Raw genomic sequence first — 15,997 nt, forward strand, 5'->3', positions numbered from 1 at the left:
CGGCATGGATGGAAAGACAAAGAATGTTCAAATTTGCAAGTACCTGCTATGATAAAAAACATGGTCGTGCGGCGCTTTTGAAAAAGAGCCTGTTCGCCGATGAACATGATAACCGAAAGCACGGAAGGAGTTTTACACATGAAAGTCACTTTGATTGCCGGCAGTAACCGGGAACAGGCCAGCAGCACACAGCTGACCCGTTATATCGCAAGACTGCTTGAAGAGCAGGGGTTCGAAACGGAAGTATTCAGTCTGTACGAACATCAGCTGCCGCTGTACGGTCCTGGCGAAGCGTATGGACACGAAGAAGTGCTGAAGCTGGCTCAGTCTGTCAAATCGGCGCAGGCTATTGTATTGGCGACACCGGAATATCACTCCTCGATTTCGGGTGTGCTCAAAAATGCACTCGACTTCCTGAACAGCGAATACTTTGAAGGCAAGCCGGTGCTGTCGGCAAGTTCCGCAGGCGGCTCCGTCGGCGTATCCTCACTGGGCGCACTGCAGGCGATTGTACGCAATCTGCATGGATTGAACTGCCCGGAATGGATTTCGGTCGGCGGCGATCAGCGCAAATTCGACGAGAACGGCGATCCAGTCGATCAAGCGAGTGAGCTGCGTATTCGCAAAGCGGTCGATACATTCGTGCATCTGATTCAGCGCGTTCAAGCCTAAGCGAGTTTTTAAACGTTTAGAAACGGCGGATTTCGGCGGTACAACGACAAAGAAAAACGGATTCCGCTTCGAAGCGGAATCCGTTTTTCTGTTAGTTGATACATTTTGAACAAGTTATAAAGGCTGAAAAAGAATGAAGAGATGCTTACTGCTCAGCGAACAAAGCGCGGTATTCGCCATAGCCTTCTTCTTCAAGCTTGTCCGCCGGCACGAAACGAAGCGCAGCGGAGTTAATGCAGTAGCGCAGTCCGTCAGGACCCGGGCCGTCATCGAATACGTGTCCCAAGTGAGAATCGGCTTCTTTGCTTCGTACTTCGGTACGAATCATGAAGTGACTGAGATCCACCTTTTCCTTGACGTGATAATCGCGGATTGGACGGGTGAAACTCGGCCAGCCGCAGCCGGCATCGTATTTATCGCGCGAGCTGAACAGCGGCTCGCCGGAAACGATATCCACGTAGATGCCTTCGCCATGGTGATCCCAGAACTCATTATGGAATGCTGGCTCGGTACCGTTGTTTTGGGTGACGTTATACTGCATTTCGCTCAAACGCTGTTTCAGTTCGTTTTTATCGATAGGTTTTTTCCAATGTTCTTCAATGAACGCTTCGCGTCCAGACGCTTTTTTGTAACGTTTGTAATGGCCGGGATTTTTTTTATGATAGTCCTGATGGTAGTCTTCGGCTTCGTAGAACGTTTCGGCCGGACGAATCGGGGTTACAATCGGCTTGTCGAAGCGTTCGCTTTCGGCCAACGCTTTCTTGGAAGCTTCCGCCTTGATGCGCTGTTCGTCCGTATGGTAGAAGATGGCCGTACCGTACGAAGAACCGCGGTCGTGAAACTGTCCGCCTGCGTCGGTCGGATCAATTTGCTGCCAGAACAGTTCGAGCAACTTTTCGTAAGGGAACAGTTCCGGATTGTACGTGATTTGAACCGCCTCGAGATGTCCTGTCGTTTCCGAGCATACTTCTTTGTAAGTCGGGTTTTCGGTATGTCCGCCCGTGTAGCCGGATACGACCTTGACGATACCCGGCAGATCTTCGAACGGCGTCACCATACACCAGAAGCAACCTCCCGCAAATGTTGCTTTTTCGATCATAGAAGATGAGTAATCGGCCATGGTGGATCCCTCCGTGAATTTTATTTTCATCAATTGTTTGATGCACAATTAATTAGAAGACGTACTTTAAATTATAAAGGATTTCATCCTATTCGCCAAGTCTCGCTTCACAAAGCTAGTAAACGTCAGGAAGGTTCGCGAATCAGAGATGCTTTTTCCGGCGAAGGTCTTCGGGACAATGATTCTTTTGCTGACCGAGCGTTTGCCAACGAGACTTTTGCCAACCGTAAGCGGGGCGCGTATACTCGAAAAGGAAACGAGATCAGCTCGGCGGCGAGGATGCTGCACACGAACGACAGAAAGTAGGGAAGCGGAAATGGAAACAACGGAAAGCGGCACAGGCAGGGAATCGGCAAAACGGAGAAAAAAGGTGGCGCTGATCGGAATCGGAGGCATAGCGGAAAAGGTATATCTGCCTCTGCTGGCCGGACATCCCGATGCGGAAATTGTAGGCATCGTCAGTCGGACGGAGTCCCGTGTTCGTGCAGCGGCTTCGCTGCACCGTATCCCAAATTTTTCGACGGAGCTTGACGATCTGCTGCGTTGGGAGCCGGATGCGGTATTCGTACACAGCGCCACGGATTCCCATTATGCTATCGTGATGCGGTGTCTGGAAGCAGGGCTGCCGGTCTACGTCGACAAGCCGCTGTCGACGGATCCGGCAGAAAGCAGGGCGATGGCATCCAAAGCCGAAGAAAAGGGTCTGCTGCTGAGCGTCGGTTTTAACCGTCGTTTCGCGCCGCTCTATGTCGGTGCCAAAACATGGATTGAAGAAGCCGGAGGTTTTGCCCAGATGCAGGCGGTCAAGCACCGGACCCGGATGCAGCATCGTTCCGCCCGGGAGACGGTGTACGACGATCTGATACATATGCTCGACCTGCTGCTCTGGTTGGGGAAAGGCGATATCCGCTCTCTGTCCGGCGGGATAGAGGCGGATGAGCAGGGACGGATGCGGCAGGCATTCGGTTCGCTGCGTCTGGGCGGCGGAATAGGCAGCTACAGTATGGTTCGCAGCGCAGGGAGGGATTTCGAGCGGCTGGAACTGCATGGCAGCGGCCGTTCAGCGGTCGTGGAAGATCTGGAGCGAGCTCTTTGGACGGAAGACGGCGGGCGTCCGCAGGAGAGCGGCTTCGGCAGCTGGGATACCGTGCTGAAGCGCCGCGGGTTCGAAGGCGTTGTCCAGCATGTGCTGGACACGCTGGATGAGCCCGAACGCTGCACGGTTCGTGCAGATCGGGTACTGGACTCGCACGAGTTGGCGGAACGTGCGTCCCGTTTCTGGTGACGAGACGAATTTAAACCCTGCAAAATACGCAAAACGAAAGGGGCTTACAGACATGAGCGATTATGGAGACGACGATTACGAACGTTATGAGAGCGCTGAAGGGCGCAGGGAGTTGGAGAAAAAAACACAGGAGAAAATCGTCGAAGTCTACCGCCAGGAAGAAGACATGATGATTCTCGTGTATGCGCAGTGGTGTATCAACAACGATATTGATCCAGTAGAGCTGTACACGCAGGCTTACCCGGATCAGCTGGCGAACGAGCGGCTGGCGCGTGTAATGGAATTGACCGTGTCGAAGGAAGAAGCCGGTGATATTACGGACGATACGCTGCTTGGCGTGCTCTCCATGTTCGGCAACGAGGATCTGGGCATGGTTGTAACGGAAGTCATCGAGCAGAAAAAACGCAGCAAGCGCGATTAGGCGTTTGAACCTTATCCTTATTCTTAGCTTTATCTTTATCCTTATCTCTACGGTAGGGTAACTTTTAAGGAACAAAAACAGCCCGCATTCTGCCTATCCGGCATGTCTGCGGGCTGTCTTCGTTTGTTTCTATCATTTACAATCTGCGTGATATAAATAGTGGAGCGTCTGCAGACAGACCCAATTCCGTTACATTTTCTCCTGCCGGGTATATCGGAACTCTTTTGGAGACATGCCGAATTTGCTTCGGAATACGCGGTGGAAGTAAGTATAATTGGCAAATCCCGACGTCTCGGCGACTTGTTCCAACGGCATCGGACTGAATACGATTCGTTCCTTGGCCATATCGAGCCGGACTTCAAGCGCATACTGCATAATGCTGATGCCGAACGTCTCCTTGAACAGGTGAACACAGCGGGAAACGCTCGTATCCACATAAGCGGCCACATCTTCCAATTTGAACAGAGACGACGCATTTTCTTCAATATACTGCTTGATTCGATGGGCGAGGAAACTTTTGCCCGAGGAGATCGGCTGCTCGCTGAGCAGACGGTCGGTTTCCAGACACAGGATACGCAGATAATAATCGGAAATGCGTGGATCCGGATTGGAGATGCGGCGCTGTTCGATCACAATCTGACGAAATAACCCCAGCAGCCCTTCGCTGAGCGGAATGCTGATCTTGGTTGGACGCTTGCGCTGACTCCACCATTGATCAATCCATTCGCCGCCAAAAAAAATGTGATAGTCGCCGCTCTCCATCGGCTGATTCAGGCTCTCCGAAGGAGTCGGTGGAAAAATTTTAAGTTCATAAGTATCGTTCGGTCCATAGAGCAGCAGGTCTCCGGCTTCGATCCGCTGCATTTTGCCGTCGATCAGCGCTTCGGAAGTTCCGTCCGTCTGTAGACGAAGCAGGTAGCTGCCGAGACCTTCGGTCCGATTGATATGAAAAGGTGTTCGATGGAAGGAAAATCCTGCAGTGAAAATCTGGCAGGAAAGGTTCGTCGTCTGCATATCGGCTGCTCCTTGATAAAGAAAGATAAAATAATGACCAGATTGTTCATGTTTCGATTATATTCTTCATTTTAATATAAATCGATTTGCAATACCATGAATTCGAACGAACCATGTACAGTCGAGACTGTTAACAAGCCAGAATGGTTAACGTTTCGGCGCAAAGCGACTTGGTAATCGACATGAAGGAGTGATGTTCTCTTGACACGCATGAAGACTGGGATTGTCGGATGCGGCAACATCAGTTCCATATATCTGCAAAATTTGGCTGCAAGTCAGTGGATCGAGGTAACTGCGCTTGCCGACCGTATACTCGAGAAGGCGCAGGAACGGGCTGATGAATTCGGCATTGCAACCGCTTGCACAGTGGACGAGCTTATGGCAGACCCATCCATTGAGCTTGTTATTAACCTAACCATTCCGGCAAGCCATGCAGCTGTGCATCTTGCCGCCCTTGAAGCGGGTAAGCACGTATACGGAGAAAAGCCGCTTGCGGTATCGCTGGAAGATGGTCGTCTGGTGCTGGAAGAAGCCGCCAAGCGAAATTTGCAAGTCGGCTGTGCTCCGGATACTTTCTTGGGTGCTGGTGTTAGTACGGCTCGCCGTGCGATCGAGGAAGGGCTGATTGGTCGTCCGATTGGAGGAACCGCGTTTATGTTGAGTGGAGGCCCTGAAAGCTGGCATCCCGATCCCGAATTTTTCTACGCTTACGGAGGCGGACCGCTGTTCGATATGGGTCCGTATTATCTGACGGCGCTGATCAATCTGCTTGGACCGATCCAGCGTGTCAGCTCATCTGCCGGCATACAGATTCCCGACCGGATTGTCGGTTCGGGACCGAAGGAAGGAACGCCGATCGTCGTTCAGACTCCGACACATCTGGCCGGCACATTGGATTTCGCTGGCGGGTCAATTGTCACGATGATCATGAGCTTTGATGTACGCGGCGGAGCCGAACTGCCGAGAATGGAAATCTACGGAACGGCTGGTACGCTGTCGCTGCCTGATCCGAACTTCTTCGGAGGAGACGTTCGTCTGCGCCGCGCGGATTCGGAAGAGTGGGAAACACTGGCTCCTATATTCGAAAGCGACCATAATGAGCGGGGAATCGGCGTAGAAGACATGGTCAAGTCCATCCGGGAAGATCGCCGTCATCGCGCCAATGGAGAGCTGGCTTATCACGTGCTTGAAGTCATGCATGCATTTATGCATTCCTCTGCGGAAAGTCGGCATATTACGCTGGAAAGCTCGTATAAAGTTCCGGAGGCAAGACCTGATTCGCTCAAATTATAATTCGAGAAAAGGTGGAGCGCATAATGGCAAAAGTAGGACTGCAGCTGTATACCGTACGTGAAGAAATGGAACAGGATTTTCGTGGGACGCTTGAGAAAGTAGCCGCACTTGGCTACAAAGGTGTGGAATTCCATACGTTTTTCGGACATGGAGCCGATGAAGTCAAGTCGATTCTTGATGAACTCGGTCTGGAAGCACTGGGTACGCATACAGCCTATCGACAGATGCTGGAACATCTCGATGAAGAGATCGCATACAACAAGCAGATCGGCAATAAAATCCTGATCGTGCCTTATCTGGAGGAAGCGGATCGCGTCTGGGACGAGGTGTTCGCCAATTTGAAGGAGCTGGGCAAACGTACACGGGAACAGGGAGTGGTGCTGTGCTATCACAACCACGAATTCGAGTTAACGGAAAAGGTGAACAATCAAACGGTATTTGACGCCATGTATGCAGCTGTACCTGCCGAAGATCTGCAGGTCGAAATGGACACGTGCTGGGTACATTATGGCGGCTATGATCCGGTTGAATATATCGCTCGATACAAAGGCCGTCTGCCGATTGTACATTTGAAAGACATGACTCGGGATGCGGATGGCAAGGCAATCACCGCTGAACTGGGCGTAGGCGAAGTGGATCTGAAAGCAATCGCGGACGCCGCGATCGATGCGGGCGTGGAATGGATTGTCGTCGAACAGGATTACTGCGGAGGCGGCAAACCGCTCGAATCGATCGCAGCAAGTATGGAATGGATCAAAAAATATGCAGCAGAAGGAGGCAAATTGAATGTCTAAAACGCTTAACGTCGCCGTAATCGGGTGTGGAGGTATTGCCAACGGAAAGCATCTTCCCGCCCTTTCCAGACAAGATAAAGCTGTGATTGTCGCCTTCTGCGATCTGGTTGAGACCCGTGCGCAGGAAGCTGCCGACCAGTATGGTGCCGAAGGTGCCAAAGTGTATACCGATTACAAGGAGCTGCTCAAGGACGAGAACATCGAAGTTGTACATGTCTGCACGCCAAACGATTCTCACGCAGAAATTACGATTGCGTCGCTTGAAGCGGGCAAACATGTACTGTGTGAAAAGCCGATGGCCAAGACGACGGAGGAAGCGCGCAGCATGATCGAAGCGGCCAACCGTACAGGAAAAAAATTGTCTATCGCTTACCAAAACCGTTTCCGAGACGACAGCCAACATCTGAAGGATATGTGTGAAAAAGGCGAGCTTGGCGATCTCTATTTCGGCAAGGCAATCGCACTGCGCCGCCGCGCCGTACCGACTTGGGGCGTTTTCCTCGACGAAGAGAAACAAGGCGGAGGTCCGCTGATCGATATCGGCACACACGCGCTGGATCTGACGCTGTGGCTGATGGATAACTATAAGCCGAAAAGCGTTATGGGTTCTACCTTCCATAAGCTCGGCAGCCGCGAGAATGCAGCCAATGCGTTCGGTCCATGGAATCCGGAAGAATTTAAGGTAGAAGACTCGGCGTTCGGTTTTATCAAAATGGAGAACGGTGCGACAATTGTGCTGGAGTCGAGCTGGGCGCTTAATGTCCGCAAGTTCGGTGAAGCCCAGACGCTGCTCTGCGGTACCGAAGGCGGAGCCGACATGGCGGACGGCCTGCATATCAACGGCGAAGACCGCAGCCGTCTGATCGAAACAAAAGTGGACTTCGGCTCCGGCGGCGTAGCGTTCTATGACGGTGGATCGGAGAATGCGGAGGATCGCGAAGCGAGAATGTGGCTCGAAGCGATTCTCGAAGACAAGGAGCCGGTCGTCAAGCCTGAACAGGCGCTTGTCGTTACGCAGATTCTCGAAGCGATCTACGAATCCGCCAAAACGGGCCGTGCAGTATACTTCGATTAAAGTCGGCTCTTTGCATAGTCTATAAAGTTTGCTTTCACGAACCATTTTAACTGCTAAAACTGGTACATTTCGCTGGTCGTGAAAAAAGGGGAGTAGGGCTTTTTCGCACCTCTTTCCTATTCAGATTGGGGCCAAAATACAGATATAATAACTAAGGAGGTTCGGCTGGTGAAGCTTGGAGTATTTATGGTATTGTTCAACGAGCGCGGCTTCGAAGAGTCGCTCGACTATGTGGCGGAAAAAGGTCTTAAGGCGGTAGAGATCGCGACGGGCGGTCATCCGGGCAATGTACACTGCAATCCGGAAGAGCTGCTCGCCGACAAGTCGAAGCTGGAAGCATTTAAGAAAGCGGTGGACTCGCGCGGTCTGATCATCAGTGCGCTGAGCTGTCACGGCAATCCGCTCCACCCGCAAAAAGCGCTCGCACAGGCCGATCATGACGTTTTCCAACGTACGATCGAACTGGCGCAGCGGCTGGAAGTGCCGGTCGTCAATACCTTTTCCGGCTGCCCGGGGGACCATGAAGATGCAAAATACCCCAATTGGCCTGTCGCACCTTGGCCTAACGATTATCAAGATATCCTGAAGTGGCAGTGGGAAAACAAAGTGATTCCTTACTGGAAAGAAGCCGGGAAATTCGCTGAAGATCACGGCGTCAAGATCGGAATCGAACTGCATGGAGGATTTTCGGCGCACACGCCGGCAACGCTGTTGAGGCTGCGAGAAGCAACCTGTGAAGCTGTCGGCGCCAACCTCGACCCGAGCCATATGTGGTGGCAGGGTATCGATCCGGTACAGGCCGTTCGTATTCTCGGACGTGCCGGAGCTATCCATCATTTCCATGCCAAAGATATTACGATTGACCAGAACAATGTAAATATGCACGGTCTGACGGATATGCAGTCTTACACACTTATGCAGGATCGGGCTTGGAACTTCCGCAGCGTAGGTTATGGTCACGATATGAAAGTCTGGTCCGACATCATCAGCGAACTGCGTTTGCAGGATTATGATTACGTCGTCAGCATTGAACATGAAGACGGACTGATGTCCGTCGACGAAGGATTCAGCAAAGCCGTACGCAATCTCCAGCAGATCATTATTGAAGAGCCTGCAGGAGAAATGTGGTGGGTATAAGATAAATCGGGAGTATCACATTACATCGTAGAATCTACACCAATCCAGTCATAATTAAGGGGATACTGACAAATGATCAACGTAACCATTTGGAACGAATTCGTACACGAACGCAGAGATGAAGACGTTAAAGCCGTATATCCGGACGGCATTCACAAGCAGCTCGAACGCGCATTGACGCCGGAAGGATTCGCAATCCGCACCTGCACGCTTGAAGAAGATGATCACGGTTTGACAAGAGAAGTACTCGATTCGACCGACGTGATGATCTGGTGGGGCCATATGGCGCATGAACTGGTCGACGATTCGATTGCCGAAGCGGTTGCACAGCGTGTACGCGAAGGCATGGGCCTGATCGTGCTGCACTCCGGTCACTTTTCCAAGCCGTTCAAAAAGCTGATGGGTACGGGCTGCGACCTCAAGTGGCGCGAAGCCGGCGAACAGGAAATCCTGTGGGCCGTGAATCCGTCCCATCCGATTGCGGAAGGTATCGGCGAAAATATTATTCTGGAGCACGAGGAAATGTACGGCGAATTCTTTGACATTCCGACTCCTGACGAGATTATCTTCATCAGCAACTTCTCAGGCGGCGAAGTGTTCCGCAGCGGCTGCACGTTCAGCCGCGGTTCGGGTAAGATTTTCTACTTCCGTCCGGGTCATGAAACTTATCCGACTTACTACAACCAGGACGTGATCCGCGTTATTGCGAACTCCGTTCGTTGGGCACATCCGGCTGCAACAGCGAAGCCGGTCTACGGCAACACTCAACCGATTCGTTCGTTGAATACTCGGGAATTAGTGTAACAAAAGCCTCTGCAGGCGTGTAGGAATACGGAAACGTTGATTGCAAGTTTTGGCAGTATGCCGTCGAAAAGTCGCTTTTTCGCTCTGAGCGAAGAAGCGGCTTTTACTTATATTAAGATGAAGAAAAAGCTGAAAAATGTGAGAGTCCGCTTTCTCTTTGGTTGGCGGAATATCGGATTTAGGGTAAAATGGGTGCATTACCGGTTAATGACCATATAGGAAGCAAAGAAAGGGGGGATGGCGATGGAGGTGAAATTCGGCAGCGCACCGGTTCCGGAACGTATTATTCAGGAGTGTCTGCACAGATCGGAAGGTTACGATTTGGAAGGATTTTTGCTCGGTCAAGGTGCCATCCCGGCGACGATCATGTTTGTCGGCGAAGCACCGGGCGCTACGGAGATCGTGGAAGGGCGTCCTTTTACCGGGCAGGCGGGCAAGGTATTAGAAGGATATTTGGACAAGCTGGGGTTGACGCGTCAGGACATCTATATATCGAGTGCTGTGCGCAGCCGTCCGTTCAAAGACAAAGTGGTTTCGGGCACATCGTCCGGGACGGTGCAGCGAATCAGTCGTTCGAACCGCACCCCTACGAAAAATGAGGTAAGGGCGCACGCAGCCATTCTGGATGCAGAGATCGAATATGTTGACCCTCAGATTATCGTGCCTCTTGGGAATATCGGACTCCATCGTTTGATCGGCAGTCATGAGACTATCTCTTCACTGCATGGAAAAGTTATTGAAGGTCCGATCCAGCGCTTGAAAGATCCGGAAGATCCTCAATCCAGTTATATATTTGGAGAACGCTCATATTCTATTTTTCCGCTGTACCATCCTGCGGCCGTTATTTACAATCGTTCATTGGAACAAGTGATTGACCGCGATCTTACAGCGCTTAAGGACTTTTTGACAGCAAAAAATAATTTGTAAAAGCATTTTCTTTTTCTTGGAAATATGTTAATATGAAATAAACTAACAAATCGTAAGTTTCTCTTCAGAGGGAATCTTCTAAGAGGTGATCATCTATGATAGAACAAAAAAGTGAAATCTCCATGCAGCTTTGTCCACGTTTTGAGAGCGCATTTTCATTTCTGGGCAAGCGCTGGAACGGTCTGATTATTCAGACGCTGATGAGTGGTCCGAAACGCTTTAAGGATATTTCCAACCAAATTCCGATGATGAGCGATAAAATGCTCTCCGAGCGAATGAAAGATCTGGAAAGCGAAGGTATTCTGGTACGTCACGTTTATCCGGAGACTCCGGTGCGTATTGAATACGAATTGACTGAAAAAGGCCGTGCACTCAAGCCGGTCATGGAACAAATTCAGATGTGGGCGGAATCTTGGGTCAATTGAGTCCCGGATCTGCGGGAACCCCTTTGCTGGCAAAGGGGTTCTTTTTTGATGAGATATACATTTGAGAAAGAGCATTCAATTTTGTTACAATAAAAAAGATGAAGTTCAAAGAAGCGCATCTGCCCAAGGTCGGAGAACCGGCCAAGCGGGAAGAGGAAGGGAACGGGACCCATGCAGATAAAATTCAAGCTGCCCGATCAGCGCATTCTGTTGTTTCTGCTTGCCGTGCTGCTTGTAGCAGCTGTAGCCTTTTCGGCAGCCGTATTGTTTCGCCAGCCGACTCCGGATTCGGCAGCTGAAGAAGCAATAAACAGCAGCGAGAATTTCAGACTGGTCGTTGACGGCGGAATCTATATGCCAAACGAGAATCGCTCGCTTGTCAGCACTTACCGGCCGGAAGATACAATTCGCGATGCACTGGAACGCAGCGGCATCGTAAAATTCGACAATGAAGGTAGGATTGCTTCAGTCGATGATGCGGAAGTACATTCGGAGCTGAAATGGGCAGTCAAACAGAACGGCAAAACGCTGCCTGAGAGTGGGTTCAGCACCCGGGTTCAGCCCGGCGACGAAATCTTATTGTATATTGAAGCTCCTGGCAATGACGGAGAGCCCGTCAATACGCTGTTAATTAGCGGCGGAGAGTTGAATTCTACTCTGAGCGGCTCTTACGCCCATCCTTTTACAGAAGGAACGACGGTTTTGAATGTGCTCAAAGCCAGCGGACTTGTGACCATGTCGGAGAACGATCGTACGATACGCCTTGTCAAAGCCAGCCCGGATCTCCCTAAAGGATACATGACCAAGCCGCGCGAACGCTGGGTAGTCAAAGTCAATGGGAAAGAGCTTAAGCAGCAGGGTGGACTCGATATGCTGCTTCAGCCGGGCGATTATGTGGAGCTTACATTGGAAAGATTCCGAAACGAATAAAAATATCCAATACGTCAATATGCCGGATCATCAGATCCGGCATATTTCGTTTGGACACCATTCACAGTGACAAACGTCCCGCAGCATGGATAAATCCGTAATGACAATCATACCGTTCTCATACTCGACTGCGCCTTTTTTTCGCAGATCACTGAGCATTCGATTTACACTTTCACGGGTAGCCCCAATCATATTCGATAAATCGGTATGCGTAATTTTTTTGTTGATCAGAATCGACTCGCCCTGCTTCTCGCCATACGTATTTCCCAATCGAATCAAAGTTGAGCAGAGAGCCCCAGGCTTGCCGTACATCATTAAGTCACGGATCTTGGTCTGAGTCAAACGATGATGAATACCCATCCATTTCATAAAGTCCATCGCGAAATCGCAATGCTGGCAGATCAATACTTCAAGATCTTTGTTCTCGATGATGCCGATTTCTGTATCTTCAATCACTTCTGCGGTGAAGCTGTGCTTGCTGCTGAAAAAAGGATCTGCCTGACCCACCATATCGTCGAATTGATACATATACAAAATAAGCTCTTTGCCTTCATCCGTCGACTTGGTTAGTTTGACCCGGCCGTGCTTGATATAATAAAGTTTGTCGGCAAGATCTCCTTCCCAAAACAGATGCGATCCTTCCGAGATATGACGGTTCTTCATGACAGCTTCCAGACGTTTCATATTCGAATCCGAAAAACATCCTGTATTTCCTCGATAATCAGTGGCATGGTGGTAAAGGCTCATTTTTAACATCTCCTTTGCACAAATACACACTTCAACTTTGGATAAGCGAATTTTAATTTCATTGCAGCTAAAATTTTAAGTTCTCATATTGTCTTCATCAAAAAGTAGTGACAGAAAAGCAAACATTGTGACTTTTTTCACTTTATATCTTAATCATGAAGGGTAAGGTGGATTTTGTCAATTCTTATTATGTAAATTTTAGAATAAATTTTTGGTTTTAAATGAAGTTAAAATGCTTTGGCTTCAATGTTAGAATCAATGCTAGAAATAGAATAAAAAGATAATAAATATATTGTGATTTTTTTCACATTAAGAACCTGAAAGCTGTGCTAACATCAGTGGCGTAGAGAAAACAACGCAAACATCTTGAGGAGGATGAGGGAAATGGCAGTTAAAAACGAGGCCGCCCGTACTGTGGAAGCAACCGCTGAACAAGAAATTCAAAAGCTGATCGACAAAGCGAAAAAAGCGCAGGAAGCTTTCATGCAAATGGATCAACAGCAAATTGATACCGTCGTGCAAGGGATGGCTCTGGCCGGTTTGGACAAGCATATGTATCTCGCCAAGATCGCAATTGAAGAAACCAAACGCGGGGTATACGAAGACAAGATCACGAAAAATCTCTTCGCTACGGAGTACATTTATCACAGCATCAAGAACGATAAAACGGTAGGTGTTATTGAAGACAATGAGTATGATAGCTTTCAAAAGATTGCGGAGCCGGTCGGCATCATAATGGGGATCACACCGGTAACAAATCCGACTTCCACAACGATGTTTAAAGCGCTGATTTCGATCAAGACACGCAACCCAATTATATTCGGTTTTCACCCTTCTGCTCAATACTGCAGCTCGGAAGCCGCAAAAATTCTGCATGAAGCGGCTGTCAAAGCCGGTGCTCCTGAAGGATGCATTCAGTGGATCGACAAACCGTCGATGGATAAGACGAATGCTCTAATGAACCATAATGATGTAGCGCTCATTCTGGCTACTGGCGGCGGTGCCATGGTCCGTGCAGCTTACAGCTGCGGCAAGCCGGCATTGGGTGTAGGACCGGGCAATGTACCCGCTTTTATTGAGAAAACGGCAGACATCGACCAAGCCGTCACCGACCTGATCCTGTCCAAGTCGTTCGATAACGGCATGATCTGCGCATCCGAACAGGCAGTAATCATTGAAGAACCGATCTATGATCAAGTCAAAAAGAAAATGACAGCCAACGGCTGCTACTTCTTAAGCAAAGAAGAAATCGCCAAACTGACTCCAAGCGCAATGAATGTGAATAAATGTGCGGTCAACCCGGCTATCGTAGGTCAATCGGCCTTTAAAATTGCGGAAATAGCAGGCATTTCGGTACCCGCTGCAACAAAGATTCTAGTAGCCGAAATTGAGGGCGTAGGTACGAAGTTTCCGCTGTCTGCCGAAAAGCTGAGTCCGGTTCTGGCCTGCTATAAAGTCAAAACGGCGGATGAAGGGATTGCCCGTGCTGCAGAAGTCGTGGAGTTCGGAGGCATGGGCCACTCTTCGGCGATCCACTCGAACGACGATGCCGTCATTCAACGCTTTGCGAACCGTCTGCAAACCGGCCGGATCATCGTCAATTCGCCTTCGACGCACGGGGCGATCGGCGACATCTACAACACGAACCTGCCTTCGCTGACGCTGGGCTGCGGATCTTACGGACGCAACTCGACATCATCTAACGTAACCGCAGTGAATCTGATCAACGTAAAAAGGGTGGCGCGTCGTACCGTGAATATGCAGTGGTTCAAAGTTCCGGACAAGATCTACTTTGAGAAAAATTCAACTCAGTATCTTGCCAAAATGCAGGACATCACCCGTGTCGCAATCATTACCGATCCGATGATGGTGCAGCTGGGTTATGTGGACAGAGTGCAGCACTACCTGCGTCAACGTCAAACGCCGGTTGCGATTGAAGTGTTCTCCGAAGTTGAGCCGGATCCGTCTACAACGACTGTTGAACGCGGACGCGCCATGATGGATCGCTTCCAGCCGGACTGCATTATCGCTCTAGGCGGCGGTTCACCGATGGATGCTGCGAAAGGGATGTGGCTCTTCTATGAATATCCGGATACAGACTTCAACAACCTCAAACAAAAATTTATGGATATTCGCAAACGGATCTACAAATATCCTCGTCTGGGCAGAAAAGCAAAATTTGTCGCGATTCCGACGACTTCGGGTACAGGATCGGAAGTTACTTCGTTCGCGGTTATCACGGACAAGGAAAACGGCAACACCAAATATCCGCTGGCCGATTATGAATTGACGCCGGACGTGGCGATCATCGATCCGGAATTTGTCTACTCGCTGCCTAAAGCAGCCGTTGCCGATACGGGTATGGATGTCCTGACTCATGCAATCGAAGCTTATGTATCGGTTATGGCGAGCGACTATACGGACGGCCTTGCGATCAAAGCGATTCAGTTGGTATTTGCCAACCTGGAAAAATCGGCTTTGACCGGAGATAAATTGGCCCGTGAAAAAATGCACAACGCTTCGACACTCGCTGGTATGGCCTTTGCTAACGCATTCTTGGGCATCAACCACAGTCTTGCGCACAAATGGGGCGGGGAATACCATACCGCTCACGGACGTACCAATGCTATCCTGATGCCGCACGTTATTCGTTATAATGCAAAAAAACCGACCAAATTCGCTTCGTTCCCGAAATATACGCACTTTGTGGCCGATGAACGCTATGCCGAAATCGCCCGCATCTTGGGACTGCCGGCTAGAACGACGGAAGAAGGCGTGAAGAGTTTGATCAAAGCGATCCGTGAAATGAACGAAAAGTTGGGCATTCCGGCTTCGTTCCAGGAACTTGGTTTCGACGCCAAGCAGTTCGAATTGCGCGTCGATTACCTGGCTGACCGCGCATTCGAAGATCAGTGCACAACGGCCAATCCCAAGCTGCCGCTGGTAAGTGAACTGGCCGACGTTTACCGTGACGCTTTCTACGGCAGCTTCGAAGAATAAGCTTAATCCGGCCGACGGGCCTGTCAGGGTTCCCCTCAAAAAGAGTCCAATTGAACTCACCTTTCACTTTTTTATGGCGATGCTCTCACTTCAGTGGGAGTATCGCTTTTTAAAGTGATAAAGGTCATAAAAAAGAGCAGCTATTGTGAGAAATCTCACATCATGTTGAAGGTAGGAAAGGCATAATAAAGACATGAAAGGTCCCCAGATGCATCCAGAGACATGTTTCACAAAAAGCAGCTAAATCTCTTGATAAATGTGATTATTTTCACTTTAAACTTTGCAGTTGACAGCTTGGGGCCTACAGCGGAACGCGGAACACCTCTTTACAGCCGTGATTTCCGTAAAACATA

At 49.9% G+C, this 15,997-nt stretch carries 15 protein-coding genes; 12 read left to right on the forward strand and 3 right to left on the reverse strand.

Annotation, left to right across the window (positions count from 1 at the left end; genetic code table 11):
* Positions 1-138 precede the first annotated feature (138 nt).
* Positions 139-672 carry an NADPH-dependent FMN reductase gene (locus F456_RS0113165; RefSeq protein WP_018977509.1) on the forward strand — a complete coding sequence of 178 codons (534 nt, stop codon included), beginning with the start codon at positions 139-141 and terminating at the stop codon, positions 670-672.
* Between the two features lie 145 nt (positions 673-817).
* Here the strand turns inward: F456_RS0113165 and msrA are convergent, their stop codons facing one another.
* Complete coding sequence (gene msrA, locus F456_RS0113170) at positions 818-1,792, reverse strand: peptide-methionine (S)-S-oxide reductase MsrA (protein ID WP_018977510.1); 975 nt, start codon at positions 1,790-1,792, stop codon at positions 818-820.
* 316 nt (positions 1,793-2,108) lie between these two features.
* Here msrA and F456_RS0113175 point away from each other — a divergent pair, with 316 nt between their 5' ends.
* Both F456_RS0113175 and F456_RS0113180 read left to right on the forward strand, forming a co-directional pair.
* A complete protein-coding gene (locus F456_RS0113175; protein ID WP_018977511.1) occupies positions 2,109-3,077 on the forward strand; it encodes a Gfo/Idh/MocA family protein in 969 nt (322 codons plus the stop codon).
* 52 nt (positions 3,078-3,129) lie between these two features.
* Positions 3,130-3,498 (forward strand): hypothetical protein, encoded by a 369-nt coding sequence (locus F456_RS0113180; protein ID WP_018977512.1) that lies wholly within the window; start codon positions 3,130-3,132, stop codon positions 3,496-3,498.
* Between the two features lie 189 nt (positions 3,499-3,687).
* Here the strand turns inward: F456_RS0113180 and F456_RS0113185 are convergent, their stop codons facing one another.
* Positions 3,688-4,512, reverse strand: a complete 825-nt coding sequence (locus tag F456_RS0113185; RefSeq protein WP_018977513.1) for a helix-turn-helix domain-containing protein — start codon at positions 4,510-4,512, stop codon at positions 3,688-3,690.
* A 201-nt stretch (positions 4,513-4,713) separates the two neighbouring features.
* On the opposite strand from F456_RS0113185, the gene F456_RS0113190 reads away from it, so the two are divergent.
* The 8 genes from F456_RS0113190 (at position 4,714) to F456_RS0113230 (ending at position 11,897) form a co-directional block, all read left to right on the forward strand.
* Entirely contained in the window at positions 4,714-5,805 is a 1,092-nt protein-coding gene (locus tag F456_RS0113190; protein ID WP_018977514.1) for a Gfo/Idh/MocA family protein, read from the forward strand.
* Positions 5,806-5,828: 23 nt separating this feature from the next.
* A complete protein-coding gene (locus F456_RS0113195) occupies positions 5,829-6,599 on the forward strand; it encodes a sugar phosphate isomerase/epimerase family protein (RefSeq protein WP_018977515.1) in 771 nt (256 codons plus the stop codon).
* Positions 6,592-7,674, forward strand: a complete 1,083-nt coding sequence (locus tag F456_RS0113200; RefSeq protein WP_018977516.1) for a Gfo/Idh/MocA family protein — start codon at positions 6,592-6,594, stop codon at positions 7,672-7,674. The genes F456_RS0113195 and F456_RS0113200 overlap by 8 nt, the downstream gene beginning before the upstream one ends.
* 168 nt (positions 7,675-7,842) lie before the next feature.
* Positions 7,843-8,811 carry a sugar phosphate isomerase/epimerase family protein gene (locus F456_RS0113205; RefSeq protein ID WP_018977517.1) on the forward strand — a complete coding sequence of 323 codons (969 nt, stop codon included), beginning with the start codon at positions 7,843-7,845 and terminating at the stop codon, positions 8,809-8,811.
* A gap of 72 nt (positions 8,812-8,883) precedes the next feature.
* Positions 8,884-9,615, forward strand: a complete 732-nt coding sequence (locus F456_RS0113210; RefSeq protein ID WP_018977518.1) for a ThuA domain-containing protein — start codon at positions 8,884-8,886, stop codon at positions 9,613-9,615.
* 243 nt (positions 9,616-9,858) lie between these two features.
* A complete protein-coding gene (locus tag F456_RS0113220; RefSeq protein ID WP_018977520.1) occupies positions 9,859-10,542 on the forward strand; it encodes a uracil-DNA glycosylase in 684 nt (227 codons plus the stop codon).
* 95 nt (positions 10,543-10,637) lie between these two features.
* Complete coding sequence (locus tag F456_RS0113225; protein WP_018977521.1) at positions 10,638-10,967, forward strand: winged helix-turn-helix transcriptional regulator; 330 nt, start codon at positions 10,638-10,640, stop codon at positions 10,965-10,967.
* A gap of 171 nt (positions 10,968-11,138) precedes the next feature.
* The gene (locus F456_RS0113230; RefSeq protein WP_018977522.1) at positions 11,139-11,897 is read left to right on the forward strand and encodes a hypothetical protein; all 759 of its coding nucleotides are present in this window, start codon (positions 11,139-11,141) and stop codon (positions 11,895-11,897) included.
* 30 nt (positions 11,898-11,927) lie between these two features.
* Here F456_RS0113230 and F456_RS0113235 read toward each other — a convergent pair whose 3' ends face one another.
* On the reverse strand, positions 11,928-12,644 hold the full coding sequence (locus tag F456_RS0113235; protein WP_018977523.1) for a Crp/Fnr family transcriptional regulator: 717 nt from the start codon (positions 12,642-12,644) through the stop codon (positions 11,928-11,930).
* A gap of 384 nt (positions 12,645-13,028) precedes the next feature.
* On the opposite strand from F456_RS0113235, the gene adhE reads away from it, so the two are divergent.
* Positions 13,029-15,644: a bifunctional acetaldehyde-CoA/alcohol dehydrogenase gene (adhE, locus tag F456_RS0113240; RefSeq protein WP_018977524.1), complete on the forward strand. Its 2,616-nt coding sequence runs from the start codon at positions 13,029-13,031 to the stop codon at positions 15,642-15,644.
* The last annotated feature ends 353 nt before the right edge of the window (positions 15,645-15,997 follow it).

Origin of the sequence: Saccharibacillus kuerlensis DSM 22868, assembly GCF_000378145.1 — a bacterium.
GTDB classification, from domain to species: domain Bacteria; phylum Bacillota; class Bacilli; order Paenibacillales; family Paenibacillaceae; genus Saccharibacillus; species Saccharibacillus kuerlensis.

Excerpts from the sequence above, each read along its gene's own strand:
- F456_RS0113225 (WP_018977521.1), top strand. The coding sequence starts at position 10,638 with ATGATAGAACAAAAAAGTGAAATCTCCATGCAGCTTTGTCCACGTTTT.
- F456_RS0113195 (WP_018977515.1), top strand. The coding sequence starts at position 5,829 with ATGGCAAAAGTAGGACTGCAGCTGTATACCGTACGTGAAGAAATGGAA.
- F456_RS0113175 (WP_018977511.1), top strand. The coding sequence starts at position 2,109 with ATGGAAACAACGGAAAGCGGCACAGGCAGGGAATCGGCAAAACGGAGA.
- adhE (WP_018977524.1), top strand. The coding sequence starts at position 13,029 with ATGGCAGTTAAAAACGAGGCCGCCCGTACTGTGGAAGCAACCGCTGAA.
- F456_RS0113180 (WP_018977512.1), top strand. The coding sequence starts at position 3,130 with ATGAGCGATTATGGAGACGACGATTACGAACGTTATGAGAGCGCTGAA.
- F456_RS0113165 (WP_018977509.1), top strand. The coding sequence starts at position 139 with ATGAAAGTCACTTTGATTGCCGGCAGTAACCGGGAACAGGCCAGCAGC.
- F456_RS0113210 (WP_018977518.1), top strand. The coding sequence starts at position 8,884 with ATGATCAACGTAACCATTTGGAACGAATTCGTACACGAACGCAGAGAT.
- msrA (WP_018977510.1), bottom strand. The coding sequence starts at position 1,792 with ATGGCCGATTACTCATCTTCTATGATCGAAAAAGCAACATTTGCGGGA.
- F456_RS0113200 (WP_018977516.1), top strand. The coding sequence starts at position 6,592 with ATGTCTAAAACGCTTAACGTCGCCGTAATCGGGTGTGGAGGTATTGCC.
- F456_RS0113230 (WP_018977522.1), top strand. The coding sequence starts at position 11,139 with ATGCAGATAAAATTCAAGCTGCCCGATCAGCGCATTCTGTTGTTTCTG.
- F456_RS0113235 (WP_018977523.1), bottom strand. The coding sequence starts at position 12,644 with ATGAGCCTTTACCACCATGCCACTGATTATCGAGGAAATACAGGATGT.
- F456_RS0113220 (WP_018977520.1), top strand. The coding sequence starts at position 9,859 with ATGGAGGTGAAATTCGGCAGCGCACCGGTTCCGGAACGTATTATTCAG.
- F456_RS0113185 (WP_018977513.1), bottom strand. The coding sequence starts at position 4,512 with ATGCAGACGACGAACCTTTCCTGCCAGATTTTCACTGCAGGATTTTCC.